The organism is Azotosporobacter soli, from assembly GCF_030542965.1.
GTDB classification, from domain to species: domain Bacteria; phylum Bacillota; class Negativicutes; order SG130; family SG130; genus Azotosporobacter; species Azotosporobacter soli.
On the sequence record NZ_JAUAOA010000003.1, the window covers coordinates 263504 to 289374 of the forward strand.

Sequence of the window (25871 nt, forward strand, 5' to 3'; positions counted from 1 at the left end):
CTATTATGACGAGAAAGAGGTGCCCTTATGTCCCAACTAGTGCAGCAACTGCGGACGATGGACCGCAACTATTTTTATTTCCTCCTTTCGACCGCCTTCATCGGCATCGCGCAAAGCGTCGACGGCGCGACACTGACCAATTACCTGCGCGACAATCTCGGCATGATGATTCTGGAGCGTTCCGCGCTCGAATTTCCGCGCGAGCTGCCCGGACTATTGATCGTCTTCATCATCGGCGCCCTCTCTTCGCTCGGCGACATCAAAACAACCGTCATCGCCAACATCCTGGCTGCCGGCGGCATGTTCGCGCTCGGCATCATACCGCCGGACTACACGTTGGTCGTCATCTTCATTTTTATCTACAACATGGGCACGCATATTTATATGCCGATGTCCAACAGTATCGGCATGAGCTTCGCCAGCGCCGCAGACCTCGGCAAGAAACTCGGCCGTATGAATGCGGTCAATACGGCGGCGCTGGTCAGCAGCAGCGCTATTCTCTGGGCGCTGTTTCGTTTTTTCCACATCAGCTTTACCGCCGCGTTCAGCATCGGCGCCGTCGCTTACCTCTGCGCCGCCTTTTGCCTGAGTAAAGTGCATAGCGCAACCGCAAGCAAAAAGAACAGCCGTCTTGTGCTGCGCAAGGAATATGCTCTCTACTACTGGCTGTGCGTCCTCTTCGGTGCGCGCAAGCAAATTTTCATCACATTCGGTCCTTGGGTACTGGTCGATATTTTCCATCAACCCGTTACGACGATGACCATCCTCTTCTTCATCATTTCTCTGACCGGCATCGTCGTTAAACCCTGGATCGGCCGGATGATCGACACGCTGGGCGAACGGCGCGTCCTCTGCGGCGAAGCAGTCGCGTTCCTCTTCGTCTGCCTCGGTTACGCGTTCGCCACCGACCTGCTGCCACAGGCGCAGGCGCTGCTTCTGATTTGCGCCTGTTACATTCTCGACCAGTCGATGAGTTCGGTCAGCATGGCCCGCGCCACCTACATGCGCAAACTGGCGCTGACGCCGGCCGACATTTCGCCCAGCCTCTCGATGGGTACCAGCATCGACCACATCGTAACCATGTTCTTGCCGATCCTCGGCGGCATCGTTTGGTATAACGGCGGCCCGAACGGCTATAAACTCGTTTTTCTCGGCGGCGCGCTCATCGCCTTGCTGAATTTTTTCTCCGCCCGCTTTATCAATTTGACAGCGCACAAAAGCAACAACTAGGCTTGCTAAGATAAAGAAAACCCGTCTTTTTTAGGACGGGTTTTCTTTTTTATGACAACTTTACTTTAAACAACATTCCATATTCTCTTTTATTACCAGACTCTTTTTCTTGTATCTCTTGTTTACAATTGTTATAATGTCGTTTATGTCCCTAAACTGCAATAATTGAGGTGTATTATGAAAAAATGGTTTGAATTGGAACAGCGCGGCAGTTCGGTTTCCACGGAACTGATCGCCGGTTTCACGACGTTCCTCACAATGGCCTATGCCGTCATCGTCATTCCCGCGGTGCTCAGCAGCACCGGTATGGATTTTAACGGCGCCTTTCTCGCCACCGGACTGACGATCATCGTCGCAACGCTGATCATGGGAATTTTCGCCAACTATCCGATCGTAATCGGCCCCGGCCTCGGACTCAACGCTTATCTGGCCTACAGCGTCGTCTCGGGCAGCGGGCACAGCTGGCAAACGGCGCTTGGTGCAGTCTGCCTGTCCGGCATCTTGTTCTTCCTGATCTCACTCACGCCGCTGCGTTCGATTTTACTCGAAGCGATTCCCGCCAGTTTAAAGCATGCGATCACCGCCGGCATCGGCCTTTTCGTCTGCTTCATCGGCCTGCAGAGCGCCAAAGTGGTCGTCGCATCGCCGGCCACGCTCGTTACGCTGGGAAAACTCAGCGAGCCGACCGCGCTTCTCTCCTGCATCGGCCTGATCCTCTCGCTGGTCTTGATGGTCTACCGCGTAAAAGCTGCCTTGATCGTCGGCATGCTGATCACCGGCATCCTGGCTTACTGGCAGGGTATGCTGGTACTGCCGGAACACAGCCTGGTCGTACCCAACGGTTTAGAGAAGACACTGCTGCAACTCGATCTCTCCTCGATCTGGCAGCAAGGTCTCTACTCCGTCGTCTTCACTTTTTTGCTGATCACGCTCTTTGATACGACCGGTACACTGCTCGGCATCGCCGAACAGGCTCATATTCTTAAAGACGGCCGTTTGCCGCGCGCGCGCGGCGCATTCCTGGCCGATGCCACCGGCACCGTGATCGGATCGCTGCTTGGCACCAGCCCGACTGCAACGTATATTGAATCCGGTTCCGGCGTCGCGGCCGGCGGTCGCACCGGCCTAACTGCGGTAACGGTCGCCGCCTTAATGACGCTGACGCTCTTCTTCGCGCCGTGGGCCAAAGTGCTCTCGACGATTCCGGCCGTTACCGCTCCGCCTTTGATTATCGTCGGTTTTTTCATGATGAACAGCCTGCGTCACATCGACTGGCAAAACATCGAAGAAGCGTTCCCTGCCTTCTTGATCATGGCGACGATGCCGCTGACCTACAGCATCGCGACCGGCATCGGCCTCGGTTTCATCGTTTATCCGCTTTTAAAGCTGCTACGCGGCAAATATGGCGAAGTGCATCCGATCTTATATCTCTTTATGGCGTTGTTCGTCTTTCAGATGACGTTGCAAAGTCATTAAAAAGAACGCGGCTCCCTTGCTAACGCAAGTGGAGCCGCGTTCTTTTTAACTTTTTTACTGGCTCATATCCTGGCAAATGCCGTAGAGTTTTTGGTATTCCCGTTCGGCGTAAGAATCGGTCATGCCGGCGATATAATCGGCAACGGTACGCAATAACGCCAATTTGAAATCGAGGCGGTCGACTTCGATCCGCTGCCCCTGTGCGGCAGAAAAGTTGTCCCAGGATTCTTTCGCATAGCAATGTTCGAACGTCACGCGAACCTGCGCCGGATCGTCAAACAAAGGCCGGGCAAAGGCCAGCGGGTTGCCCTGGCTGCGCAGATACTCACGAAATACCGATTCGATCGCGCTGTCCGACATTTGCTGCGGCGACGTGACATATGCTTCGAATAAGCGCTTGATGACGAATTCGCCGCGGCCGTCCATCCGTTTTACGCTGCGCGAATTTAAGATCACGTTCTTCAAACGGTATTGCAGCAGCTTATCGGCTAATCGCGTCGTGCCGTCAAAGCCCATCAAACGTGAAATTTCAGGATTATAACGCACCTTCATCTGTTCTCCGTCTTCCTGCGGCTTCTCCAGCAATATGCCGGGATTGGCAAGCGGCGTCGGATCGGTGAGCAGTTTCTTCATGCGCTGGATGTAACTGTCGGTCAGCCAGTTGACGATATATTTCGGTACCGCCTGAATGAAAAGGTTGCGGTCGGAAATGTAATTCGTCACTGTGCGGCGTGTCGCGCCTTTAATCTTATTGGCAGTCAGCATCAAATCAAAGATACGGAAGTCCGCCTCGGCAAACTCCGGCATTTCTTTGACCAGGTCGCGCCGCTCATATTCTTGAATCGGCATTTCAAACACGTCGATGATCCGCTTTGGCGTCAGGTAATTACAGGATAACGCGTCTTCGATATCATGGTGGCGCTGCGCGATCTTGTCGGCAATCGCAACGGCCAAGCATTCGCCGCTCCAAATATAATGGCCGTCCGCCTGCAGGCGCTGCAGATATTTGCTGTAATAAGCCGGAATCTCGCGTTTGCCGTAAGTGATCGTGCTATGGAACAAAATGCCCGACAGCGCGAACAGCGTCAGTTCCATGCTGAAATTCTGATAGCTGCGGCTCAAATCCTCCAAGATGCGAATGCTTTGCCAGTTGTGCTTAAAACCTTCGTGCAGCTTCAGGCGCAAGCGGTCTTCGCCCTCATCGGCCAGGTAACGGTTGATGCCAAGCTTGGTATTGATCTTCTTGTTTTGGTACGACAGAATCGCGTCGATCGTCCGCTCTCCGGCATGGCCGAACGGCGTATGTCCGAGATCATGGCCGAGTGCGATCGCTTCGACCAGATCCTGATCGAGGCCGAGCGCCTTGGCAATCGTCTTGCCGATTTGCGCCACTTCAAGCGAATGCGTCAATCGATTACGGGCATGGTCATCATGCCCGTCGCCGTACACCTGCGTCTTGCCCGCCAAGCGTAATAAATTTCGGCTATAGAGGATGCGATCGCGATCGCGCATAAATACGGTGCGATACGATTGCATCCCTTTCGTCCGTTTATTGATTCCCGCACTGATATGAAAATAATCCTTCAGCGGTCGACCAGCCAGTCCGGCGAACGTCTTGCGTACCCGCTCCTCATACGTTTCACTCATCGCAGTTCCTCCCCGCCTTGCGCCGCAGTTCATTACTCGGCGCTGATCAGATACTCCGTCCGCAAGTCTTCGACTTTTACCGGCACGCAGGCCCACTGCTCCGCACCTTCAACCGGCGGCTGAGGAAACGCGATCGACAAGCCTTCCGACTTGGCGACAAAATCAAGCAGAATGCGCAGCTGCGATTGCGCAATGCCGCGTACCGCCACCTGATCTGTTCCGAACCCAGCGCCGAATCGCTGCGCGCTAAGGCGCGAAAAAAAGAGCGGTATGCAGCGCGTCCCTTCACCCGGCCCCGGAATCCAGACATAATTGCCGTTAAGCCGTTCTTCCTGCACTTCCATCAGCGCCCAAAACGGTTGTCCGGCCAGTTGATCGCCGGGAATCGCCTTCTGCTGCAGCATATATGACAGCACCGACTGCAACTGCGCCAGATCACTTTGATCGACGAGCATCAAGTTGAATTGCTGCGCAAACGTCGCCATATCATCTTCATAGCCGTTACGTGCGACGACAACGCCCGCCAGTCCCGGCACATCGGCCACCTGTCCGGCAAAATCGGCCAGATCGCGACCGGATAACGGCTGCTGATCCTCGCGGCAATGGAACGCCACCGGCAAACGCAACTCGCCGACCGCCATTTCCGCATAAATAGGAAACTCATGATTCTTGCCTGACATCCCCCGGACATACGTATTCTTCGCCACCAAAGTCTGCGGCTGCTGAATCTTTTGCAACGCAGCATAAACCTGCTGCAGAAACTCTTTTTCACTACGCGTAACTTGCGCCATCGTTCATCTCTCCTTTTCTTTGCCAAAGACGGGCAGACTTCTTCTGCTTCCGTCAACAGTAAGACAACTTCTATAGTATTCTGCCCCGCCGTTTCTTTTTCCTTCGCTAAAATCGCATTCTAATTTTTGAAAACGCTATTTTAATTTGTTTAATTGAATCTCTTTTTCTTTTGGCTGGTATAGATTCAAAAGAAAAGAGGTTCACGCGACGTGAACCCATTTTTCTTAATTCGCTTATGCAGTTTCCTCTGATTGCTATTTTGTACCTCTTCAAATTCCAGTTGCCATTTTAATTCCTTCAACGATTGCTCTTGCAGTTAAATCTTGCCCTTGATCTAGAAGCCACTTCATAACTTTTTTCAACTTACTCTCTTTATCTAAATCCGAATTAATCTCTAATAATTTTTCTGTATACTCAATTCCTGCAACAGTAATTTTAGCCATCCCAGTATATATATCCATAATGGTGCTATCACCAGGTAAAACCTTAATATTGCTTATCAAGCGCTCATTTTCCAACTTTACTAATGCCGAAATAAAAACTTGTTTATCCATTTCTAATTTGTTAGCACAAATGAATTCTCTCATATTAGGAACATCTTTTTGATATTCTGTATATATTGCTATTAAAACTTTGTCCTTTGTAGTTAATTCCATTTTCTTCAGCACCTCCACTACTATAATTCACCAATCATATTCATTCTTGGTTATATCAAAATTTACCTTTATCAGTTTTATAAAAAAAACTCTTTACCCCACTGATTATTTTTGAATCCTAATTCACTTACCTTCGTTCTCTCCAAGCCCCGCAGCTGTGGTTTTTCTGGAGCATTAAGGGCAAGGAATAGCAGACAGGAAGAAATAGACAAGTCTGATGGCAGCAGCGACACGGACGTCGCTGCCATCAGACGCAGGCTATTTCCTCCATGTCTGCTCCGCCGCCCGACGGTTCCGGAAAAACCATTGCTGCGGAAAGAGCTAAAACTGCGAGTATTTACATCACTAGCAATTTGAATTTTCAAATGTTGAATATAAAAAAGAAGGCACCATGCTGGCACCCCTTCTTTCCATGTGTCGATACGCTGATATTTTTCACCTTTCATTGCTCAACAAATAAGCAGACGCTACCGTCTCGCCTTGCCGCTAATCTTCTCCACCGCAAGCTTTATCACAACGGTACGCGCTTTGCCTTTGACAATGTAATCCTTGCCTGCAGCGATAAAGTCGGGCGAATATTTTTCCACCAGCGCCAAGAGTGCCGCGTCTTTTTCTTCGCCCTCCACCAGACTCGCCCTGCCAAACGCAATCGCACTTTCATATTTTGTGCTGAATTTTTCCGGCAGCACTTGCGTCGCGCCGACCACGCAGAAGGAGACTTTTTCATTTTGCGCCAGGCAATCGAGTTTTTTACCCTCCGTTGCGCAATGAAAATAAATCGTATCTGCGTCATATACATAGCTTAGCGGTATCCCATAGGCATAACCGTTTTCACCCTGCATCGACAGGATGCCGTATTCGCCGCCACGCAAAAGCGCCGCTGCCTCTTCTTGCGTCACTTGGCGTTCCGCCTTTCGCATCTCACGATACATCAAAACTCCCCCTTCGCCTTAGCGTTTCTTATTGCCGGATTTGCCGCTCGGTTTGGTGCCCGGTTTCGCCCACGGCGCAAGATTAGAATGCCCCTCCGATTTCGCAAACGATTTCGGCTTGGCCATTTTCGCTCCTGCCGGACGTTTTCCCTCGCCCGCTTCGCTCTGGCGTTCGCTCGGCTTGACCGCCGCTTTCGCACCGGGTCTAACGAAGGTTGCAGGCGGCCGCCAATCCGGACGATCACCCGGTTTGCCTGCGCCGCTTTGCACTGGTTTTGCCGAAAGGCGACGTTCCGGCGCAGCGGCTTTATCGCCAGCCGCAGTTTTTTTAAGCGGCGTTTTCACATAGTCCTCAACCTTCTTATGACTGTCAAACAAGCGGCCTTTGGCAATTGTTTTCGCCTTAATCGACAGCTTCAGCACTTTTTCAAAACGTCCCATCAGCGCCGCTTCGCGCGGATTCAAGATGCAAAGCGCCGTGCCTTTCTTGCCGGCGCGTCCGGTTCGCCCGGCGCGATGCAGATAAACCTGCGGTTCTTCCGGCAAATCGAGATTGAAAACGAACGCTACGCCGGGAATGTCAAGGCCGCGGGCCGCCAAATCGGAGGCGACCAACAATTTGGCCTTGCCTTTGCGAAAATCCTCCAAAGACTGCTTGCGATCGGTCTTAAACGAACTGCCATGCAGTCCTGCTGCCTTGAGACCATGATGGTTCAACTTGGCGACCGTGATCTCAATATCTTCGCCGCGATTGACGAAGACGAGCGCACGGTCGACTTCGAGCGCAAAAACCAATTTGCGCAGCACTTCGATCTTGTCGCGCTGTTCGGCGACGAAATAAAAATGTTCGATGTCCGGCCGCGAATCACCGCTGTCGGGAATATCGACCAACACCGGCTGATTCATCATTTTTTGCGCCTGTTCCAGCGTCTTGGGCGTAATCGTCGCGGAAAAGAGCATAATCTGCCGATCTTTCAGCGTCGTCTGCACCACGGCTCTGACGCCGGCAAAGTTGTTTTCATCAAGCAGACGATCCGCTTCGTCGATAACGATTGTTTTGATCGTCGGCGCGGCAATCTTCTTTTTCTGGATCAATTCCATGATCCGGCCGCTCGAACCGACGATGATATGCGGCTTTTCCTTTAGCTTGTCAATCTGACGCATAATGTTGACATTGCCGATCAGCGACGTCGACGTAACCGGCAGACCGGAATTCTTCGCCAGCAATTCAACCTGCCGTAAGATTTGGATCGCCAATTCATGCGTCGGCGCGAGGATCATCGCCTGAATGTCGCGTTTCGTCGTGTCGATACGCTGAAAAATCGGCAGCAGATAAGCCAGCGTCTTACCGGTACCGGTAGCCGACTGCGCAACGATGTCCTTGCCTTCGAGCGCCTCTGGAATGACCTGAACCTGAACGGCGGTCGGTTTGCTGATCTCAGCCTGGAGGAGCCCGGCGCTAAGCGCTGGGTTCACGCCAAGGTCTGTAAATGTTTTATTCATCTTTCATTCTCCTGTATTCCATATTGCAGATTATCCTATTATACCGCAAAACCGCTTTGCTGCCGACTCTCTCCTTGCATTTCCTTAAAAACGCGTGCTGCAGATCGGTTTTTCTTCCGTTGCAAAGAGCCGTTGCACGACGTCGCGATATCGTTCATCCGACAAATGTGCCAGGCCGTAACGTTCAAGCGTCTTGAAATCGACCGCGCCCATGACGAGCGAAGAAAATTCGGCCACGTCGATATGCAGCTCGACCTCCGCCTCTACCACCCCGGAAACAATGCTGGGCAATCCGTTTCTGAACGCAACGACCAGCGGCGCAGCGTTCTCAGGCAAAAAATCATCCCTGAGCATAAGCGAGAGCGTGCAGTCCTGGCCGCCGAACGATTGCTTGGCCGCTGAGCGGAAGAATCCGGCAGCATCGACCACGCGGTACATGATGCCGACGCCGCTGTTGTGGCTGGCGTGCGCCAGCACCGGCATCACATGATCCGAGCCGTCGCGCGGATCGCTCAGCAAGTGGTGGAAGTTTTCTTCCTGGCTATAGAGAATCACCCGCTTCACCTGATCCGCCTGACTGCGCAAAAAATGCAGCAAGCCTTGCAACGCCGCCGTGTCTTCATAGATCAGTTCTTCGACGACCATGTCATAGACAAGAAAATGACTGTCCTTGCGCGGCTGGAATTGAAAGTTCAAAAATCCTTTCAGCCCTGTCCCATCATCATAGCCTACGACCCGATAAGCCGGATTGTTGAACAGGAGTTCAAATGCGCCCGCCGTCCGGGCCAGCATGCCATGCCTGCTTTTGGCGCAGCGATTGTAGCAGGCGGCGGTTTCCTCGGCATCACTGGCCGAAAGCATCCGGCAAGCTTTTCGCCCCGTTTGCGCGAAGGCCAATGGATCGACGCTATATTCGCTGTACTTGCCGCCGAAACCGAAGCCCATCCGTTTGTAAAAGTCAGGCCGGAACGGATACAGTGCTACCATGCTCTGCTTCTTGCGTCTCGCCTGCGCTAAGAAATAGCGGATCATCTCCTTGCAGACCCGCTCCTTCTTGTGCAGCAAATCAACCGCGATCGAGCCTACGCCGCCAATCGGCATTCTGCCCTGGCGATAGGTCAGCATGAAATCGTAAATGATCATGCCGCCCAGCATTTCACCGTCCCGATACAGACCATGCACGCTCTGGCTCGCATCATACGCCATCCGTTCCAATAATTGAAAGCCTACGGCGGCCATATTTTCCGTTGTGCGCGGCACGCGCAGCGGATATGCATTGGACATCAAGTCCACAAATCGTTTGATTTCATTACCTGTTACCTTGCGAATATCCTCCATCACTGCGCCCCCAAACTTTTTCCTCTTACTCTCTCTTTGATTTCGTCAAGAGCCTCGCTTCCCCTGCCTCCTTCTCTCTTTTGTCGGCCTTTCCAAACTTTTTTTGTAAAATTTCCTACCAATTATTGCGCTAAACAGGTATAATGACCAGTGGTCACTTTGATTTTATAAAAAAGAGGTATATTGCATGTCTATCGACTTTAAAGCGCTCGGCATTCGGCGTGAGATACATACGTATTTGGCTGAAAACGGTATTGCGACCCCTACCCCGATTCAGGAAGAAGCGATTCCTGTCATTCTCTCCGGCAAGGACGTCATCGCGCAAGCGCAGACCGGCACCGGCAAAACGCTGGCATTTCTGTTGCCGTTTTTAGAAAAAATCGATCCGAAGAAACCGTACACGCAGTGTCTCGTCGTCACACCGACGCGCGAGCTGGCTTTGCAAATCACGGAAGAAGCCTCGCGTCTTGCTGACATTCTCGGCATCGGCGTGCTTTCCGTACACGGCGGCCAATCTTTGATGCAGCAACGGCGCAAGTTAAAAGGCGACGACGCGATCCATCTTGTGATCGGCACGCCAGGCCGTATTCTCGACCAATACCGCCGCAAGGCCTTGTCGCTGTCCGGCGTTACGCGCCTCGTCCTCGATGAAGCGGACACGATGCTGCACATGGGCTTTTTGACCGAAGTGGAAGAAGTCATCCGTTTGACGTCCGGCAACCGCCAAAGCGTAATTTGTTCGGCGACGCTGCCGCCCAAGGTGCGCAACCTGGCACGCCAGTATATGAAAAAACCGACCGTCATCCAGGTGCAAAGCCCGAAAGTGACGCTGGATGAAATTCGTCAGGTCATGATGGAACTGTCTGCCGACGACAAGCTCGACCGTCTCTGCCAATTGATCGACTTGTACACGCCGTATCTGGCGATCGTCTTCTGCCACACCCGGCAAAAAGCAATCGCACTCAACCTGGCGCTTGGTCAGCGCGGCTACAACACCGACGAATTTCACGGCGACATGTCGCAAAACAAACGCCAACAGGTGCTGAAGCGCTTCAGTGAAGCCAAGCTGCAAATTCTCGTCGCCAGCGACATTGCCGCACGCGGCCTCGATATCGAAGGCGTCACGCATGTCTTCAACTACGATATCCCGCATGACGTGGAAAGCTACATCCATCGCATCGGCCGCACCGGCCGCGCCGGTGAAAAAGGCATGGCGATCACCTTTGTCGAAGAAGCGGAGCGCCGCTACCTTCGCCTGATCGAACAGGGCATCCGCTCACCGCTGGAAAAGATCCGTCCGGACGGTCATAGCATTATCAAGCGCGCCCCTCGCGCCAAAGTCGCCGAAGAGCCGGGCCTTAAACCGCCGCTGCCGAAGCGCCTGGAAAAGAAGAAAAAGATCACCGGTCACAGCGGCAAAAACCACCGCAGCAACCGCAAACCGAAAGCGACTCCCGGCAGTGAAGACGGCAAACCGCGGACAACAAGTAAAGCACGTCCTGGGCGGACGCGAAAATAGCAAAGAAAGCGACAGATTCGTCTGTCGCTTTCTTTTTTTGAGCGCTGCTCTTATTCAATCGTATTCCAGTACCAATCCCACGCCCACTTCCTTTAGCGTAAAATTCTGCGCCAAGCGTATTTTGGCCGCGAGATCGGTGCAATGCGCCGCATGCAAGATCTTCACATTCTGCTTTTTCAAATGCGCACAGGTTTGTTCGAGAATTTCCGGCGGACTGTCGAGCAGATGAAAACCGCCGATGACGTCTTGAAGCCGCGTTTCTTCGCAAACCAGCTTGGCGTAGTCCACAGTGTTGCAGATTCCGGCATGCGAACAGCCGGTAATAATCACCAAGCCGTTTTCCCCTTTGTATGCCAGCGCCGAGTCGTCAAGGCTGAAATCCGGCTCCCTGCCGCTACCGTTCTCGACGCTGCCGACCGGCGTCTTATTTTCAAAGCCATTGCCGCGCGGGATTTCACCAAGAAAGACCAGCCGCTCCGTCAGCCAGACCGGTTGGCGGCTCAAGAGCATGCTAAACTGTCGCTGCAGCACATCCAGGCTGAGCAGCGAACCGATTTCGCCGACCTCTTCGACGCGTTTGCTGTAAAACGCACAGGGGTGGGCGACCAGCGTCGGCTTTTGCGCCGCCTGATTCTCCGACAGCCATTGCACCAAATGCCCCAGCCCCCAGGTATGATCGTTGTGCCCATGCGAAATAGCGACAAAATCAATTTCGCCCAGCGGCAGCTTCATTTTCAGCGCATTTTTAAGGAAAACATCGGAATATCCGGTATCGAACAGAATCCTGTTTTCACCTTCTTCAATAAAATACGCTACCCCCGGTTCTCCCAGATAATAGCGGTCAATCAACGTATTGTTATCTACCAGTACGGTTACCTTCATTTCCTGCTCCCTTCCTCTCTTCTGCCATTTACTTCCCCGTTTGTTTTTCATTGTCCTGCTTGACCCGATCTTTTCCCTTTTGCAAAAGAGAAAACAAAAGCGGTCATCCCGAAGCATTATGCCTCTGAGATGACCGCTTTATTCCTATCCTTACTCATTGATCAAAGTCGCCGTTTCGACCCAGCCATGCTTTAAATTGCAATGAGTGATCTTCCAATTGTTGTTGTTGCTTCATTTCCAGTTTACCTTGTTCAATTTCCTGTTCAGTCAATTTTCTCGGGCCACTAACCTCAATTTCACGAAGCTCTGCCATCGATTTCATGCCTTACTCCTCCTACACATTTTTAATACGTTTAGGATTTGTTGCAATCTAAATTCCATGTAGTATTTATCAGTTTTTGATAAATACACGCCTCTCCATCCTCCCCTCCTCTCTTCTTTCTCTTGGGAGAGTACTTCTATATTATCTTTTTTATACAAACTAGTCAAATCTCACCGACTGGCGCTAACTGGTAAATTTCTCACATATTAACGCTCAATATCTTTCCCGCTCTTATTTTCGAAATATTTCAATTTATTTTTTACTTTTTTTCCCACTCAGCAACCACGCAATCGTTGCCAGTTTTTTTGCCGTTCTTTCTGCAAACAATCACGCTCTAGTTCCAAAACAACATCCTGAACATAACTCATGCGGCGCATCCCGACGAGAGCCGTGCTGATGCCCGCCGTAGAACGCAACACCCTTACTGCCAATTGGCTAAGATTGTCCGTACCCAACCAGTCTTCCGTCACTTTTTCCACTTTTGCCTTATATCTCTTCGCCTCTTCGCTTGCTTGCCCCTTATAGGCCTGTTCGGATAAACGAACGAGCTTGCCTTCTTTGATCGCATTGAGCGTGCGATTGGTCAATACGCCGAGCCCCTGTTCGCGGGCGTAATCAAGAACGGAAAGGCCGCACGGCTGATTTTTTTGCAATACGCCGCCGGGTTCCATCAAGTTCAAGGGAAACTGCACCACGCGAAAATGGTGTTGCGGCGAAATATCCTGCGCCAATTCCCATAGTTCCTGCAAACAGGTGAATTCATAATGGCTCTGCGGCCTGACGAAGGTGTTGGAACTGACGCCGTACGAGCTGATCCGGCCTGCGGCGACTTCTGCTTCGAGATGCGTGAAAGCCTGACGAAAACGCTGCAGATATTCGCCGCGCGCCTCCCGTCGTCCTACCCGGTGCTGCTTCGCCCAGGTCAGATAATATTCCGGATTGTGCAGCAAGTAGCAATCGAGACACGATAAATTTAAGCGCTTCAGGCTCCGTTCAAGCTGATCCGCCAAAAAATCGGGATGGATGCAATGTTCCAAACCTTCGCCATAAATGACCAAATCGGAAAATTCTTTGCCCGCGCTCTTTCGTTCCTGACTCAGCAGATAATTCTGCCCTTGCAGATATCCCGCTTTGGAGATGACAACCACCTGATCGCGTGCGATTTTCCCCTGACCGATCAGTTCGTTTAGCACAAGCCCGACCAATTCTTCCGATTGTCCATCGGTGTAATTTGCACTGGTATCGATCATGTTCACCCCGGACAATAAGGCTTGCGCCAACGCCTCGCGCTGCTCTTCGCTGCCAGCGGCGACACGGTAACAGCCGAACCCAACAGGACTGACCGCCAAATCCAGCCCGCCCAAGCTGTGATAAGCAATGGCAGGATGATCTTGCGCATATTTTTTTGTTCCCTCGGGTGTGGCTGAGCCTATTATCATAATGACCTCCAATATTCCAAACCAAACAACGGAAAAATTCCGGCATCCGGCAGCTATCCATTCCTTGAAGAGCCTCTTACCTCTTCATTCACCGCCCTGCCGTCACAATCCTCTAATCTGACGTCAGATTCAGTGAAAAAGCTATGGAAGAAGTGGAAATTGCAAAGTAAAAACAGTCCCCTTACCTGCTTCACTGCTGCAAAGCAGTTCACCGCCGAACGTCTGCTGCGCCAGCTGATAGAGGACATAAAGCCCGAGTCCCGTATTGCCGCCACTGCGGTTTGTCGTATAAAACGGATCGAAGATATGCGGCAATATTTCCGCTTCGATCCCTTTGCCGTCATCGCTATACGTAAAAATAAAGCGGTTCTCTGCCTGGCGCGCCGACAACGTTATTTGTCCTGCATCGTCCGGGTTATAGGCGTGGCTGAGTGAATTCAAGATCAGATTGGCCGCAACCTGCGACAGCGCGCCGGGATAACTGTCAACACACCAGTCTTCCGGACATTCCACAATGATTTTCAGTTGCCTATTCTTTAACGCTCCGCGCAGGCTGGCCACTACATCCGCCAAACATTGGCGCACTGGAAAGACGCGCCGGACTTCACTGGCCTGGTCCGCGGAAACCCGTTTAAAGCTTTGCACCATTTCGGCCGCACGCTGTAAATTTGCCAGCAACAACGCCGCCGCTTCCCGCTGTCCGCTCAAGAACTCCTGCAACTCACCGCGCGTGAGCTTGCTTTGCGCAAATGTTTCTTCCAGTTCTTTCGCTTGTTGCGCCAAAAACGAAGCCATCGTGACGCTGCTGCCGAGCGGCGTATTGATTTCATGCGCAACGCCTGCCACGATCGTATTAAGAGAAGCCATCTTTTCCGACTGGACGAGTTGGCTCTGCGTCTGCTGCAGCTGTTCGAGCGCGTTGGCCAGTTTTTCATTGCTTTTTGTCAGTTCACGATTCGCCGTTGTCAACGCCTGCGTTCTCTTTGTCACCTGTTCTTCAAGGCTATCATTGGCAAGACGTAAATCCTCCGTCTTTTCCGCGACTTGACGGCGCAGCGATCGATTCCAGACAAAGCCAAACGCAAACACCGTCAATGCCAAACCAGTCGCCAACGCTGCTACGATGCGAAATTCACGGTTTTGCCAAAGGCTCTTCTTTTTCGTCATCAACCATTTATCATTGATCCGGTTGCGCTCGCTCTGCGGTATCGCAGCCAGCGCCTTATTCACTATGCCGGCCAATTCAGGCCAGTCTTTGCGCACCGCCATGCGCCCTTCCCAAAAATACGGCGTTTCCATCGCAATTCTAAGATTACTTAGTTGCAGCTGTTCGATCTGATAATTGGCGGTCGCCGCATCGGTAATATACGCATCAGCATCGCCAACGGACACAGCACGCAAACAATCGCTTTCCGTTTGGTAATAGCGCCAGGTTAAAAAAGAATAGACCAGACGACTCAGATCATAGATCCAGTAATCTTTGACACCGGCTACTGTTTTGCCGCGCAGCCCCTCCACCGACTCCAAGTCCTTCAGCGTGTCGCGCGTCACGACGACCACCGGATAGCGCAGGTAGACTTCGCTGAACAGCATATACTTCTCACGTTCCGGACTTTGCGCCATGCTACAAATCAAATCCACTTTTCCTTCTTTAGCCGCCGTTAGAACCTGCGACCAGTTCAGTCCTCGTGTCGTCTCGATTTTGACATGGAGCTGCCGCTCAAGAATCGTCGCATATTCGGCGCTGATGCCTATGAATCTGCCTTTTTCATCATACGCTTCTAGCGGCAGATATTGTTCATCCAGGCCGAGCCTGATTACTTTATGCGCCTCCAGCCATTGACGTTCATCCTCCGTGAGATTCAATTCCGTCGGCTGCCATGCAGTCTCGGGCTGGCAAAAAGACTCGTAGAAAAAGAAGGCGCCTAACATTGCCGTTATCAGCAATGCGCCCAGCACGATCCGCCGCCTAATTTCCATCATTTCGCCTCCTTTTTCTGCAAGTCCCATTATATGGCACTTCGCCGTTTTCCTGCGATTCCCTGCTCTTGAAGCGTTGCAAATCGCCTGTCCTTTTGCACAGCAATTGACAAAGCCTTCTTCGCCTAGTATAGTTTATCCATAACGCAATATTGCATCGCAATGATCGGGCTAAGTACCTTCTTTTTTCTTCTTCAGAGAGCCGGTGGCAGCTGTGAACCGGTGAAGCAAAGTTGGGAATTACCCCCGTGAGCAGCAGGCCGAACCCCTTGTGGCAGTAGGTTGAGCCGGCATGCCGCCGTTATCCGGCAGACGACCGCTGCGGCAGTCGTTCACATGAGAGACTGGAGCGTTGGCTCCGGTAATCAGGGTGGTACCACGGGTTTTAGACTCGTCCCTAACCAGGGGATGAGTCTTTTTTATGCTTAAAAAACATTGTCGCATTGCAAATAACACTGGGAGGTTTCACCATGTCCGTATTTGACGTATTGAAAGAACGCGGTTTTATCCAGCAGGTCACCCATGAAGAAGAATTGAAAGAACGCCTTGCCAACGAATCCGTCACCTTTTACATCGGCTTCGACCCCACGGCGGATAGCCTGCATGTTGGCCATTTTCTCACCTTGATGGCAATGGCTCACATGCAGCAGGGCGGTCACCGTCCGATTTGCCTGCTCGGCGGCGGCACCGGTTCGGTCGGCGATCCGAGCGGTAAGAGCGATATGCGCCGCATGATGGATCGTACAGAGATTAATCACAATATCGAATGCTTCAAAAAGCAGATGCAGCGCTTCATCGACTTTTCCGACGACAAGGCTCTGATGATCAATAACGCGGATTGGCTGCTCGAACTGAATTACGTCCAACTTCTGCGCGAAGTCGGCGTCCATTTCTCGGTCAATCGAATGCTGGCTGCCGAATGCTACAAGCAACGCTGGGAAAAAGGCCTGACCTTTTTTGAACTGAACTATATGATCATGCAAGCCTACGACTTCTGGGAGCTCTTCAACCAGCAAGGCTGCATCCTGCAAATGGGCGGCGACGACCAGTGGTCTAATATCCTCGCCGGCGCCGACCTGATTCGCCGCAAAGAAAGCAAGCCGGCTTTCGGCCTGACGCTGACGCTGCTCACGACCAGCGACGGTCGGAAAATGGGCAAGACCGAAAAAGGCGCCTTATGGCTGGACGGCGAAAAAACATCGCCGTATGAATTTTATCAGTATTGGCGCAACGTGGCCGATGCCGACGTCGAGAAATGCCTTTCTTTGTTGACGTTCCTGCCGATGGATGAGGTGCGCCGCCTTGGCGCGCTGGAAGGGCAGGCCATCAACGAAGCCAAGAAGGTTCTCGCCTTTGAAGTAACCAAACTGATTCATGGCCAGGAAGCAGCGGAAAACAGCCGACAGGCGGCGGAAGCCTTGTTCAGCGGCAGCGGTTCACTCGATAATACGCCGACCGTAAATGTAACGAGCGCCCAGCTTGGCGGCAAACTGCTCGATATCTTATTTGACGCCGGCATCTTCGCTTCCAAAAGCGAAGGCCGCCGTTTGATCGCACAAGGCGGTCTGCACCTTGAACAGGAAAAGGTCAGCGACCCCGACCGACTGCTTAGCCAGGACGATTTCACCGACAATGCCGCGCTGCTGCGCAAAGGCAAAAAAAATTACTATCGCCTCGTCTTGAACCAATAAGTAAAAAAGATATTCTTTTCTCTAACCGGATCGCGCTTTCGCGGTCCGGTTCTTTCAAGCGAAAGGGAGTCTTCGCAAAGCCAATTTGGCTGACGAAGACTCCCTTTTGCTTTTCTTACGCCGACTTTTTTGCGCCGCAGGCGCCTTTCTTTTGGCGCAGCATCAGCCAGTAGACCGGTACGCCGAGAAGCGTCAGCGACAATGCATAGAGCGTGTCCTGCGGATTATTCAGCAGCGTACTGCCGATGATATAGAGACCGCCGAGGATCGCAACCGCCGGAACAACCGGATAGAGAGGAACCTTATACGGCCGTTCGGCCGCAGGCTGGCGTTTTCTCAACAGGAAGACCGCGACAAACGCAAGCAGATAAAAAATCTGGATCATGAACATTGCGATGTCGGTCAGGCGATCGGGATCGCCCAGCGTCATCAACAGCACCGCCATGCAGACCTGAAACAAGGTCGCTCCGACCGGTGTGCCATATTCCTTATGCACCTTCGCTAAAAAACGCGAACCCGGCAGCTGCCCTGCCACCGCCATTGCATACGGCACACGCGCATTTGTCATGATATAACCGTTCAACGCACCGAAAATCGAAACCAAAATGCCGATGCTAATCAGCTTGCCGCCGATATCACCGAAAAGAATTCCGGCGGCAGCGCCGCTGGCGAGCGGTCCGAGCGCCGCAATTTCTGCGGCCGGCAGCACATGCAGCACCGCAACGTTCACCGAAAGATACGCCACGATGACAATGCCGAGGCCCAAGATGATCGCGCGCGGCAATAACTTCGCCGGATTCTTCATCTCACCGGCGACAAATCCGGCCGCGATCCAACCGTCATACGCCCATAGCGTCGCCAATATCGCCGCGCCCATGCCGGCCGATTCGCTCACGCCGCTGCTCATGTTAAGAATTTGTCCATTGCCCTGCCACAGTCCGAAGACGGCAATGCAGGCAATCGGAATCAATTTTGCAATTGTCGCAACCGACTGGATCATCCCGCCGCAGCGCGCGCCGAGGCAGTTTATACCGGAAATGAACGCCACCGCCAAGATAGCCAGCGGCATCTTATAACTGGTCGGAATATTTAAAAAGGGAATCAGCAAGGCTGAGAAATAAAGCCCCAATGCGCCGATTGTCGCCGGTCCATAAATCAACGTCTGTACCCAGCCGAACAGATAAGCCCAGAATTTCCCGTACACCTCGTCCAAATAAGCATACATGCCGCCGGTGCGCGGAATCTGCGCACCAAGTTCGGCGATCGTCAGTCCGGCCGTGACCGTGATGATGCCGCCGATCACCCAGGCTGCCAGTCCCAACGTCGAATCCCCGGCCGCCAGCAGCACCTTGCCCGGTTTCATGAAAATTCCGGAACCGATCACCATCCCCACGACCAACGCCATTGCGGGAATCAGGCCCAGTTCCCTTTTTAACAGTTTGTCCGCTTGCGATTCTTTTTCCATTTTGCTTCACTCCTTCATCTGCCCCTCCAGCTGGGGCTGTTCTTACAACTTTTGTCTCTGCAGAGTAATGAAACAAAAGGAGTCAAATCATTGCTGATTTGACTCCGGAGGACACTTCGAAAAGGGTATTTCAATCCGGCATGTACGCCATGCTTTGCGAAAACACAGACCCTGCGTTGCCGCAGCGTCTTTTCCCGTTTCTCGACACCAATTTCTGGTGCTTCTTGTGCTCTGTCCTTTTGCCTGAGAGATTGAGCAGCATTTCTGCCGCCTTGCCCCTTCGGCGCCCTTGTTCAGGGTCTCTCCAGAGTCCCGTCCGTTTACGGTTCCACCTGCAAGGCAGGTACCTGAGAGTGTTACTCCTTCGGTGAGCCAACGGCCTACGCCATGGCTGCTCTTCCGCAAACATCATCCGGCCATATGTAGTTGTGTACTGGACACTAACCGATAATGATCGATTATACAACAGCGTCGGAAAAAGCGCAACCGTTTTTCCATTTTTAAGCCTTATTGCCATTGACGAAAAGCATCGCTTTGCTGTATTCTGATAGCTACAGTATCTTTTTATTCCGATCGGACTACCCAGTCAATTTAGGAGGTGCACGGCATGACCAAACGTTGTCCTACTTGTCGGCGTGAAACAAGCGAAACTGGCGAATCCTCTTCCGGCGGCTTTTCCCTTCATGCGACGCTTACCGGACTCAGCATGGAATTTCCGACCGCACGTCGCCTTCCCTGGCGCGCTTTTTTCGGCATCTTGCTGCTGATCGGCATTTGGCAGACGATTGCCGCATTCATTTGCACGCACCTCTTACAGATGAGCGCTGCCGCCACCGACAGCATTCGTCAGCTGATCGCCGGCGCCTTCTTCTTTTTCGGCTGTTGCGGCGCTTACCAGCGCAGCCTCGCTAAACGCACGACAAGCCTTGACGTTAAAGAAAGCTGTCCCGATTGCGGACGTGCCTTCACGCACAAATAAACAAGCCTGATGAATAAGAAAAACCGGCATTCATTTGCCGGTTTTTCTTATTCATTCGCACTACTTTCCGCTGTCCACCAAACGCTGAAAGTAGTGGAGAAACTCCGCCTTCACTTCGCTCATCTTTCTCTCCCTGACATCCGGTTCGGACTGAAGCGGCGTAACGTATCCATTCAAGCCCTGCTGATGCAGCTTGTCAAATTCATAATACAGCAGCGTATTGTCAATCGCGTCAACATGGGCCAATTCCTCTTCCGTCAAATCGCCCAAATCAAAACGTTCATAGATCAACTGCTGCAGTCGCCCTTCGATATCGCGATATTCCGGCAGATAAATTTTGACCGGCCGGGTAACGTCGGACAAATATGCTTCACTGCCGTCGTGCAGCAGACAGGCCCGCTGCACGCGCTTCGGCAGTTGGCGCGCTTCGGCTTCCTTCCGGCAGTTCAGCGAATGCTGCGCAACGCTGTAAAAAGTGTCAAAATGTCCGTTCGCACGGCAGATATGCGACAGCGCATGCGCGATGTCCGCAATCAGAATTTCCTCCCGCCGCGGCGCGAACGGATAAAAAAGAACATTGCTGTGCGTCAGGATCGGATTTTCTCGTTTCTCCATGCTAACCTGCTTTCTGCCCGCTTTATTTCAGTTTAAGTTTCGCCAGCGCATCGGCCAGCGCCGAATTCAGCGGCTCTTCTTTCGCCTTGCTCTGATTGCGCAAATATTGATTCACATCGCTCTTCGAAACCTTCGACGTCTCTTTTTCGCGCCGTTCGTTGAACGACGACAATTTTTCCCGATGACCGCAGCCGCAGACAAACAGACGGGCGTCGCCTTCGCCGCGCATTTCCATCTTCTTGTGGCAGTTCGGGCAGCGAGCGTTCGTAACCCTGGCAATACCCTTGCGATGGCCGCACTCACGGTCCTGACAGACCAGCATTTTGCCTTTCTTGCCGTTGACTTCGAGCATATACTTGCCGCAGTCGGGACACTTCGTGCGGGTCATATTGTCATGCCGATATTGTTCCTGACTGTTTTTGATGTCCGTCACGACCGCGCGGGCATACGCGCGCATTTCATTAATGAACGAGGTCTTATTCAGTGCGCCTTTCGCAATCGCGGCCAACTTTTGTTCCCAGTTCGCGGTCAGTTCCGGCGATTTCAGATCGCGCGGCACCAGTTCCAAAAGCTGTTTGCCTTTTGACGTGATGTGCAAATCCTTGCCTTTTTTTTCGATCAGAAAACTGTTGAACAATTTTTCGATGATGTCGGCCCGCGTCGCAACAGTACCGAGCCCGCCAGTTTCGCCGAGCGTCTTCTTCAGCGTCTCATCGCTGCTGCTGATGTATTTCGCCGGATTTTCCATCGCCGTGAGCAGCGTCGCTTCGTTGAACAAAGGCGGCGGTTTCGTTTCCCCCTTGGTCTGTGAGAGTCCGGCCACTTTCAGTACATCGCCCTTGTGCAACTCGGGTAGGCTTTGATCGACCAAATCATCTTTAGCGGCGTCTTCATCCTCATATTTGTTTTCATAGACTTCTTTCCAGCCCTGCGCAATCACACGCTTGCCTTTGGCAGCGAACGTTTCGCCGCCGATCTTGGCCCTAAGCGTCGTCTGCTCATATTCGAAGGCCGGATGCAACGCGGCCAGGAAGCGCTTCACAACCAAGTCGTAAATCTTGCGTTCCTTATCGTCGAGATTGTTGAGAAACACCGCCTGTTCGGTCGGAATGATCGCATGATGATCGGATACCTTACTGTCGTCGACGACATGTTTGTTCGTTCTGACGTTGCCGCGCAGCGCCTTGCCGCCCAATTTCGCGTACGGTCCGACGGTGCAGGCGCGAATCCGCTCCGGCAGCGTGTCGACAATGTCCGCCGAGATATAGCGCGAATCGGTGCGCGGATACGTCAATATCTTATGCGTCTCATAGAGGCGCTGCATGATATTAAGCGTGTCCTTTGCCGAAAAACTATACAGTTTATTGGCGTCGCGCTGCAATTCGGTCAGGTCGTAAAGCGACGGTGCAGGCGTCTTTTTGTAAGCCTTGTCCACATCGACGATTTGCAATTCTTTGCCTTGCAGTTCACGTACAAGCTTATCGCAGGCTTCTTTACTGAACGTCCTTGTTTCTTTTGTCTTGGCATCCTGCCAGAAAAAACGAGCGCCCGGCACCGCGGCCGCGATGCCGTAAAATGTGCGCGGTTTAAACGTTTGAATTTCCTCTTCGCGCTGCGCAATGATCGCCAGCGTCGGCGTTTGCACGCGGCCGCAGGAAAGCTGCGCATTGTAGCGGCAGGTCAGCGCCCGCGAGGCATTCATCCCGACCAGCCAATCCGCTTCCGAGCGCGCCACTGCCGAAGCGTAGAGATTTTCATAGTCGCGGCCGGGTTTTAAATTGCGAAATCCGTCCTGGATCGCCTTGTCAGTGACCGATGAGATCCAAAGCCGCTTGACCGGCTTGTTCACATGCGCCTTGGCCAAAATCCAGCGCGCTACCAATTCACCCTCGCGTCCGGCATCGGTCGCGATGATCACTTCATTGACGTCCTTGCGCAGCAACTGTTCCTTGACTGTGTTATATTGCCGCCCGGTCTGCTTGATGACAACCAGCTTGAGCGGTTCGGGCAGCATCGGCAGATCTTCCATCTTCCATGACTTATAGCGCTCATCGTAGCTTTCCGGATCGGCCAGCGTCACCAGATGCCCGAGCGCCCAGGTCACGATATATTTATCGTTTTCAAAATAGCCGTTGCCCTGCTTGGCGCAGCGCAATACCCGCGCCAAGTCACGCCCTACTGAAGGCTTTTCCGCCAATACCACTGCTTTACTCATATCATGTTTCCATCCTTTTGTTCTCTGTTAGACTCCTTTGATTGTACTGGATATCCTCACAATCGGCAAGTTCAGCGCTTCTTTTCGATTTCACTCCGGATTAAATAACGATCATCCCTCGCATTTTTCATTCCGCCGCATATTTTTTACGCCGCATTGTACTTTCTTTTTCGAACAGAGTATAATACCGTAGTATAAATATTTTTTAGTGGCGTGTAATCGTTATATGCCGCTATTTGCAGACACATAGCCACAATTAAAAAATGGAGGTATTTTCTCATGCAAGAAAAACTAAAATCGGTTCAATGGGGCGTTATACTGGCTATCGCAACTATTTTTCTCGGCTTTTTCCTTGGCGCAGCAATGGGCGGCGCCGAAGCGCAAATCAAACAATATTGGACCGCTTCCGCACAGCCCGTTTTAAGCAGCGTCTATAATAATGATGCGCAAAAAGTATCGGCTATCGTGGATCGTTCTTGGAAAATGCTGCAGCGGGCCCATATGCATGCCGCCGCTATCGGTTCAGCCAGTTTAATTTTACTCTACGTGTTATCCTGTCTCAATCTGTCGGCCCTCTACAAAAAAACTCTCGCATTATTCTTGGGACTCGGCTCGCTCGGTTATTCTCTGTCGTGGCTTTACACTGCGTTCGCCGCGCCGCTTACCGGCAGTATCCCCGCCGCCAAAGCTTCAATTCACATTTTGGCAGCCGGTTCGATCGGAATGTTGCTGGCAGGCACTTTTGCGATTCTGGCGTTAAGTTGCAAAACCTTACTCTGCAGCAAAAACACGTAAATCTATACGCTGCTTTTCAGCAAGAAAATGGCCTCGGGTGATCACACACCCAAGGCCATTTTTTTACTTAACGCTGCTTGCTCCATGCTGTCCAAGATTCAGTCGGACTTTGCGCCGCATACGCGTAGAATTCTTGCAAGAATTGCAGCCGTTCCTGAGACGCTTTTATCTTCCAGGCTTCCTGCGAGCTTTCCTGCAGCAAATTCGCACCGCCGAGCAATTGCTGACGCGCCAGGATATCGTTGAAGGAAACTTGTTTTGCGTTTTTCAGCATGTCATACATGGCCATGAAAGTTGTCGTGCGACCATGACCGGCCTGACAATGAAAATGCAGCGCGGTGCCGGGCGGCAGATTCTTGTAAAAGGCAAGAAAGAGCTCGACCGCCACATCGTCCGGTCGCAAATGGTCGGTCACAGTAAGACGAAAATATCCGACGCCGCGTTCCTTGACGAACTCTTCCTCACTGAGCGCGCTAAGGACAAAGAGATCTCGTTTGCAGTCCGCGCGCTTCACTTTATTCAGCGGCGCGATGCTAACTATGCTGTCTTGCGCCTCCGTCAAATGTATTTTCTCGTCCTGCAGCACTTCCTGCATACTCTTTCCGACATTGGCCCAGTCGCGCGCGCCGTACCAACTCACCGCGATTCCATTCAGCAAACCGTGCGATTCCTGCCGCAAATCGACAATAACCAGTGGCGCAGGCAGCTTCGCCTGCAGCACTTCGAATTCTAAACGGGAGAATTGCGCGCTGCCCGATGCATGCAATTCCGCCAAACCCTGGCGTGACGGCAGGAAACCTTCACCAGTCTGGAACGCATCATCGCTCGTCCTGAAATTGCGCGGCAGGCTCGCTTCGTTCTCCGTGTCAATCCGCCAAAATTCTTCGCCCGCCTGCACCTTTGCCGCTCCGGCGTACATTGGTCCGTTGCAAATGACGGCAAGCAAGACTACCGCCGCCAACCATATTCTTATTTTCACCGTTCCGTCCTCCCTTTTCTTTTACAGAGAGCGCTTATTTATCTTCCGCCTCTGCACGGCGCAAATCAGCGTCCGCCGCTCAGCCATTCGCCAAGCTCGCCGCGCAGTTCGCCATAGACCGAAATGATCCGATCCGCCTGCGCTAAATCCTGCTGACCGGAATTTGGATTTTGCAAACCGATGCAGGCCATACCGGCCGCTTTGGCTGCTGTAACGCCGTTATAAGAATCTTCAATAACCAAGCATTCTTTCGGCGACAGGCCGAGCAGCGACGCCGCTCTAAGAAAAATATCCGGCGCAGGCTTTGAATGGGTTACTTCATTGCCGCTGACTGACGCGACAAAAAAAGACGATAAGCCAAGCATCTCAATAATCAAATCAATATGCTGGCGTGGTGACGAAGACGCCACCGCCATCTTATGTCCTTCATGCTTGAGACCAGAGACCAATTCGAGCACGCCGGGAATCGGCGCATCAACATTGGCCGCCTGAAGCGCCGCCAGGTAGCGCTGTTCGTAGCCATCCACCAGCGTCACTATCGAGTCTTCCAACGCATGCCGCTCTTTCAGCGCCGTAAAGATTTGCCGATTCGTCGTGCCAATGAACGCATCGTGGTCAGCCGGCGTCAAATTGACGCCCAGTTCCTTTAAATACTGCAAAAATGTTTTCTTATGTATCGGTTCGCTATCGATCAGCACCCCGTCCATATCGAATATCACGCCTTTAATCATCGTCCGATTCTCCTTTTCATATCCGCAATGTCGCCAGCAGCCGCTTCGGATTCAAGAGCAGACCGATCGCATCCTGCGGGCTGCTTACCACCAGATCGGCTTCGCGCAGCGCCGCCATGCTCGCGCCTTCACGGCCAACCACCGCAATCGACAATGCCGCCAGCGCAAACATCGCCGCATCATTCGAGCCATTGCCTATGCAGACGGTGTGTTCCGGCCCCAGCTTGCGCACCAGTTCGGCTTTTTGTTCGCCTTCCGCACCCGGTTTGATCACCGCAACCTTAACGCCAACAAGCTCTGCCAGTTGGGGTCGCGCCTGACCGAACGTATCCGCGGTAATCACATTAACGTTCAATTCCTGACTTAGCGCAAGCAAAAGTTCCTTCACCATTGGCGCAATCAAGCCGTCAACGGCCAGCGTCCCATTATAATCAACGACCGCATAGCGTAAATCGAGTTTCCTGCCGTCCGGAAAGAACACCGTCTCCATACTGCAACCTCCCCACATCCTTTTCTTGCGCAAACAGCCACTCAAAGCTTCACAGCTTTCTCTTCTTCTTCCACTTCTCCACGCACGCCGCTCTCTCCTGCCTGCCGGAAGGGCGCTTCTTTTTTCCCTTTTACGCTCAGCCATTTTTTTACACCTTAGCAGGATAGGTTTCCTTCTCAGCGAACTATATCACTA

At 52.4% G+C, this 25871-nt stretch carries 23 protein-coding genes, 1 riboswitch and 1 other annotated feature; of the genes, 6 read left to right on the plus strand and 17 right to left on the minus strand.

All coding sequences use genetic code 11. The features are described from left to right. Nucleotides 1-27: 27 nt before the first annotated feature. Complete coding sequence (locus QTL79_RS05050; protein ID WP_346353861.1) at nucleotides 28-1230, plus strand: MFS transporter; 1203 nt, start codon at nucleotides 28-30, stop codon at nucleotides 1228-1230. 177 nt (nucleotides 1231-1407) lie between these two features. Continuing rightward, nucleotides 1408-2706 carry an NCS2 family permease gene (locus QTL79_RS05055; RefSeq protein ID WP_346353862.1) on the plus strand — a complete coding sequence of 433 codons (1299 nt, stop codon included), beginning with the start codon at nucleotides 1408-1410 and terminating at the stop codon, nucleotides 2704-2706. 54 nt (nucleotides 2707-2760) lie between these two features. Here the strand turns inward: QTL79_RS05055 and QTL79_RS05060 are convergent, their stop codons facing one another. The 7 genes from QTL79_RS05060 to QTL79_RS05090 all read right to left on the minus strand — a co-directional run bounded on the left by QTL79_RS05060 (nucleotide 2761) and on the right by QTL79_RS05090 (nucleotide 9574). Then, nucleotides 2761-4353, minus strand: a complete 1593-nt coding sequence (locus QTL79_RS05060; RefSeq protein ID WP_428845457.1) for a deoxyguanosinetriphosphate triphosphohydrolase family protein — start codon at nucleotides 4351-4353, stop codon at nucleotides 2761-2763. A gap of 32 nt (nucleotides 4354-4385) precedes the next feature. After that, the gene (locus QTL79_RS05065) at nucleotides 4386-5144 is read right to left on the minus strand and encodes a hypothetical protein (RefSeq protein ID WP_346353863.1); all 759 of its coding nucleotides are present in this window, start codon (nucleotides 5142-5144) and stop codon (nucleotides 4386-4388) included. A 270-nt stretch (nucleotides 5145-5414) separates the two neighbouring features. Next, complete coding sequence (locus tag QTL79_RS05070; RefSeq protein ID WP_346353864.1) at nucleotides 5415-5801, minus strand: hypothetical protein; 387 nt, start codon at nucleotides 5799-5801, stop codon at nucleotides 5415-5417. A gap of 77 nt (nucleotides 5802-5878) precedes the next feature. Beyond that, entirely contained in the window at nucleotides 5879-6247 is a 369-nt protein-coding gene (locus QTL79_RS05075) for a hypothetical protein (RefSeq protein ID WP_346353865.1), read from the minus strand. Nucleotides 6248-6268: 21 nt separating this feature from the next. Continuing rightward, a complete protein-coding gene (locus QTL79_RS05080) occupies nucleotides 6269-6733 on the minus strand; it encodes a pyridoxamine 5'-phosphate oxidase family protein (protein ID WP_346353866.1) in 465 nt (154 codons plus the stop codon). 18 nt (nucleotides 6734-6751) lie between these two features. After that, nucleotides 6752-8236 carry a DEAD/DEAH box helicase gene (locus tag QTL79_RS05085; RefSeq protein WP_346353867.1) on the minus strand — a complete coding sequence of 495 codons (1485 nt, stop codon included), beginning with the start codon at nucleotides 8234-8236 and terminating at the stop codon, nucleotides 6752-6754. Nucleotides 8237-8320: 84 nt separating this feature from the next. Beyond that, entirely contained in the window at nucleotides 8321-9574 is a 1254-nt protein-coding gene (locus tag QTL79_RS05090) for a GNAT family N-acetyltransferase (RefSeq protein WP_346353868.1), read from the minus strand. Nucleotides 9575-9761: 187 nt separating this feature from the next. On the opposite strand from QTL79_RS05090, the gene QTL79_RS05095 reads away from it, so the two are divergent. Next, the gene (locus QTL79_RS05095) at nucleotides 9762-11093 is read left to right on the plus strand and encodes a DEAD/DEAH box helicase (protein ID WP_346353869.1); all 1332 of its coding nucleotides are present in this window, start codon (nucleotides 9762-9764) and stop codon (nucleotides 11091-11093) included. A gap of 54 nt (nucleotides 11094-11147) precedes the next feature. On the opposite strand, the gene QTL79_RS05100 is transcribed toward QTL79_RS05095, so the two are convergent. The 4 genes from QTL79_RS05100 to QTL79_RS05115 form a co-directional block, all read right to left on the minus strand. Beyond that, complete coding sequence (locus QTL79_RS05100) at nucleotides 11148-11975, minus strand: MBL fold metallo-hydrolase (protein ID WP_346353870.1); 828 nt, start codon at nucleotides 11973-11975, stop codon at nucleotides 11148-11150. 154 nt (nucleotides 11976-12129) lie between these two features. Continuing rightward, nucleotides 12130-12297, minus strand: a complete 168-nt coding sequence (locus QTL79_RS05105) for a hypothetical protein (RefSeq protein WP_346353871.1) — start codon at nucleotides 12295-12297, stop codon at nucleotides 12130-12132. 275 nt (nucleotides 12298-12572) lie between these two features. Further along, nucleotides 12573-13736, minus strand: a complete 1164-nt coding sequence (locus QTL79_RS05110) for an aldo/keto reductase (protein WP_346353872.1) — start codon at nucleotides 13734-13736, stop codon at nucleotides 12573-12575. Nucleotides 13737-13877: 141 nt separating this feature from the next. Then, the gene (locus QTL79_RS05115; protein ID WP_346353873.1) at nucleotides 13878-15719 is read right to left on the minus strand and encodes a transporter substrate-binding domain-containing protein; all 1842 of its coding nucleotides are present in this window, start codon (nucleotides 15717-15719) and stop codon (nucleotides 13878-13880) included. A 150-nt stretch (nucleotides 15720-15869) separates the two neighbouring features. Continuing rightward, nucleotides 15870-16118, plus strand: a binding site (T-box leader). Nucleotides 16119-16186: 68 nt separating this feature from the next. Between QTL79_RS05115 and tyrS the strand changes: the two genes are divergently transcribed. Beyond that, entirely contained in the window at nucleotides 16187-17407 is a 1221-nt protein-coding gene (gene tyrS, locus QTL79_RS05120) for a tyrosine--tRNA ligase (RefSeq protein WP_346353874.1), read from the plus strand. A 115-nt stretch (nucleotides 17408-17522) separates the two neighbouring features. Here the strand turns inward: tyrS and QTL79_RS05125 are convergent, their stop codons facing one another. Further along, complete coding sequence (locus QTL79_RS05125; RefSeq protein WP_346353875.1) at nucleotides 17523-18872, minus strand: APC family permease; 1350 nt, start codon at nucleotides 18870-18872, stop codon at nucleotides 17523-17525. A gap of 221 nt (nucleotides 18873-19093) precedes the next feature. Next, nucleotides 19094-19190: riboswitch (glycine riboswitch) on the minus strand. A gap of 289 nt (nucleotides 19191-19479) precedes the next feature. Here QTL79_RS05125 and QTL79_RS05130 point away from each other — a divergent pair. Further along, complete coding sequence (locus QTL79_RS05130; protein WP_346353876.1) at nucleotides 19480-19851, plus strand: hypothetical protein; 372 nt, start codon at nucleotides 19480-19482, stop codon at nucleotides 19849-19851. 60 nt (nucleotides 19852-19911) lie between these two features. On the opposite strand, the gene QTL79_RS05135 is transcribed toward QTL79_RS05130, so the two are convergent. Both QTL79_RS05135 and QTL79_RS05140 read right to left on the minus strand, forming a co-directional pair. Continuing rightward, nucleotides 19912-20466, minus strand: a complete 555-nt coding sequence (locus QTL79_RS05135; protein WP_346353877.1) for a hypothetical protein — start codon at nucleotides 20464-20466, stop codon at nucleotides 19912-19914. A 22-nt stretch (nucleotides 20467-20488) separates the two neighbouring features. Continuing rightward, nucleotides 20489-22681 (minus strand): DNA topoisomerase III, encoded by a 2193-nt coding sequence (locus tag QTL79_RS05140; RefSeq protein ID WP_346353878.1) that lies wholly within the window; start codon nucleotides 22679-22681, stop codon nucleotides 20489-20491. A 279-nt stretch (nucleotides 22682-22960) separates the two neighbouring features. On the opposite strand from QTL79_RS05140, the gene QTL79_RS05145 reads away from it, so the two are divergent. Then, nucleotides 22961-23476, plus strand: a complete 516-nt coding sequence (locus QTL79_RS05145) for a hypothetical protein (protein WP_346353879.1) — start codon at nucleotides 22961-22963, stop codon at nucleotides 23474-23476. A 67-nt stretch (nucleotides 23477-23543) separates the two neighbouring features. Here QTL79_RS05145 and QTL79_RS05150 read toward each other — a convergent pair whose 3' ends face one another. The 3 genes from QTL79_RS05150 to QTL79_RS05160 all read right to left on the minus strand — a co-directional run bounded on the left by QTL79_RS05150 (nucleotide 23544) and on the right by QTL79_RS05160 (nucleotide 25676). Then, nucleotides 23544-24455 carry a phosphatase domain-containing protein gene (locus QTL79_RS05150; protein ID WP_346353880.1) on the minus strand — a complete coding sequence of 304 codons (912 nt, stop codon included), beginning with the start codon at nucleotides 24453-24455 and terminating at the stop codon, nucleotides 23544-23546. 65 nt (nucleotides 24456-24520) lie between these two features. After that, nucleotides 24521-25186, minus strand: a complete 666-nt coding sequence (locus tag QTL79_RS05155) for an HAD family hydrolase (RefSeq protein WP_346353881.1) — start codon at nucleotides 25184-25186, stop codon at nucleotides 24521-24523. 16 nt (nucleotides 25187-25202) lie between these two features. Next, nucleotides 25203-25676 carry an HAD family hydrolase gene (locus QTL79_RS05160; RefSeq protein ID WP_346353882.1) on the minus strand — a complete coding sequence of 158 codons (474 nt, stop codon included), beginning with the start codon at nucleotides 25674-25676 and terminating at the stop codon, nucleotides 25203-25205. Nucleotides 25677-25871: the final 195 nt, after the last annotated feature.

Coding starts and splice junctions, on each gene's coding strand:
- QTL79_RS05050 (WP_346353861.1), top strand. CDS start 28: ATGTCCCAACTAGTGCAGCAACTGCGGACGATGGACCGCAACTATTTT.
- QTL79_RS05055 (WP_346353862.1), top strand. CDS start 1,408: ATGAAAAAATGGTTTGAATTGGAACAGCGCGGCAGTTCGGTTTCCACG.
- QTL79_RS05060 (WP_428845457.1), bottom strand. CDS start 4,353: ATGAGTGAAACGTATGAGGAGCGGGTACGCAAGACGTTCGCCGGACTG.
- QTL79_RS05065 (WP_346353863.1), bottom strand. CDS start 5,144: ATGGCGCAAGTTACGCGTAGTGAAAAAGAGTTTCTGCAGCAGGTTTAT.
- QTL79_RS05070 (WP_346353864.1), bottom strand. CDS start 5,801: ATGGAATTAACTACAAAGGACAAAGTTTTAATAGCAATATATACAGAA.
- QTL79_RS05075 (WP_346353865.1), bottom strand. CDS start 6,247: ATGAAAGGTGAAAAATATCAGCGTATCGACACATGGAAAGAAGGGGTG.
- QTL79_RS05080 (WP_346353866.1), bottom strand. CDS start 6,733: ATGTATCGTGAGATGCGAAAGGCGGAACGCCAAGTGACGCAAGAAGAG.
- QTL79_RS05085 (WP_346353867.1), bottom strand. CDS start 8,236: ATGAATAAAACATTTACAGACCTTGGCGTGAACCCAGCGCTTAGCGCC.
- QTL79_RS05090 (WP_346353868.1), bottom strand. CDS start 9,574: ATGGAGGATATTCGCAAGGTAACAGGTAATGAAATCAAACGATTTGTG.
- QTL79_RS05095 (WP_346353869.1), top strand. CDS start 9,762: ATGTCTATCGACTTTAAAGCGCTCGGCATTCGGCGTGAGATACATACG.
- QTL79_RS05100 (WP_346353870.1), bottom strand. CDS start 11,975: ATGAAGGTAACCGTACTGGTAGATAACAATACGTTGATTGACCGCTAT.
- QTL79_RS05105 (WP_346353871.1), bottom strand. CDS start 12,297: ATGAAATCGATGGCAGAGCTTCGTGAAATTGAGGTTAGTGGCCCGAGA.
- QTL79_RS05110 (WP_346353872.1), bottom strand. CDS start 13,736: ATGATAATAGGCTCAGCCACACCCGAGGGAACAAAAAAATATGCGCAA.
- QTL79_RS05115 (WP_346353873.1), bottom strand. CDS start 15,719: ATGATGGAAATTAGGCGGCGGATCGTGCTGGGCGCATTGCTGATAACG.
- tyrS (WP_346353874.1), top strand. CDS start 16,187: ATGTCCGTATTTGACGTATTGAAAGAACGCGGTTTTATCCAGCAGGTC.
- QTL79_RS05125 (WP_346353875.1), bottom strand. CDS start 18,872: ATGGAAAAAGAATCGCAAGCGGACAAACTGTTAAAAAGGGAACTGGGC.
- QTL79_RS05130 (WP_346353876.1), top strand. CDS start 19,480: ATGACCAAACGTTGTCCTACTTGTCGGCGTGAAACAAGCGAAACTGGC.
- QTL79_RS05135 (WP_346353877.1), bottom strand. CDS start 20,466: ATGGAGAAACGAGAAAATCCGATCCTGACGCACAGCAATGTTCTTTTT.
- QTL79_RS05140 (WP_346353878.1), bottom strand. CDS start 22,681: ATGAGTAAAGCAGTGGTATTGGCGGAAAAGCCTTCAGTAGGGCGTGAC.
- QTL79_RS05145 (WP_346353879.1), top strand. CDS start 22,961: ATGCAAGAAAAACTAAAATCGGTTCAATGGGGCGTTATACTGGCTATC.
- QTL79_RS05155 (WP_346353881.1), bottom strand. CDS start 25,186: ATGATTAAAGGCGTGATATTCGATATGGACGGGGTGCTGATCGATAGC.
- QTL79_RS05160 (WP_346353882.1), bottom strand. CDS start 25,676: ATGGAGACGGTGTTCTTTCCGGACGGCAGGAAACTCGATTTACGCTAT.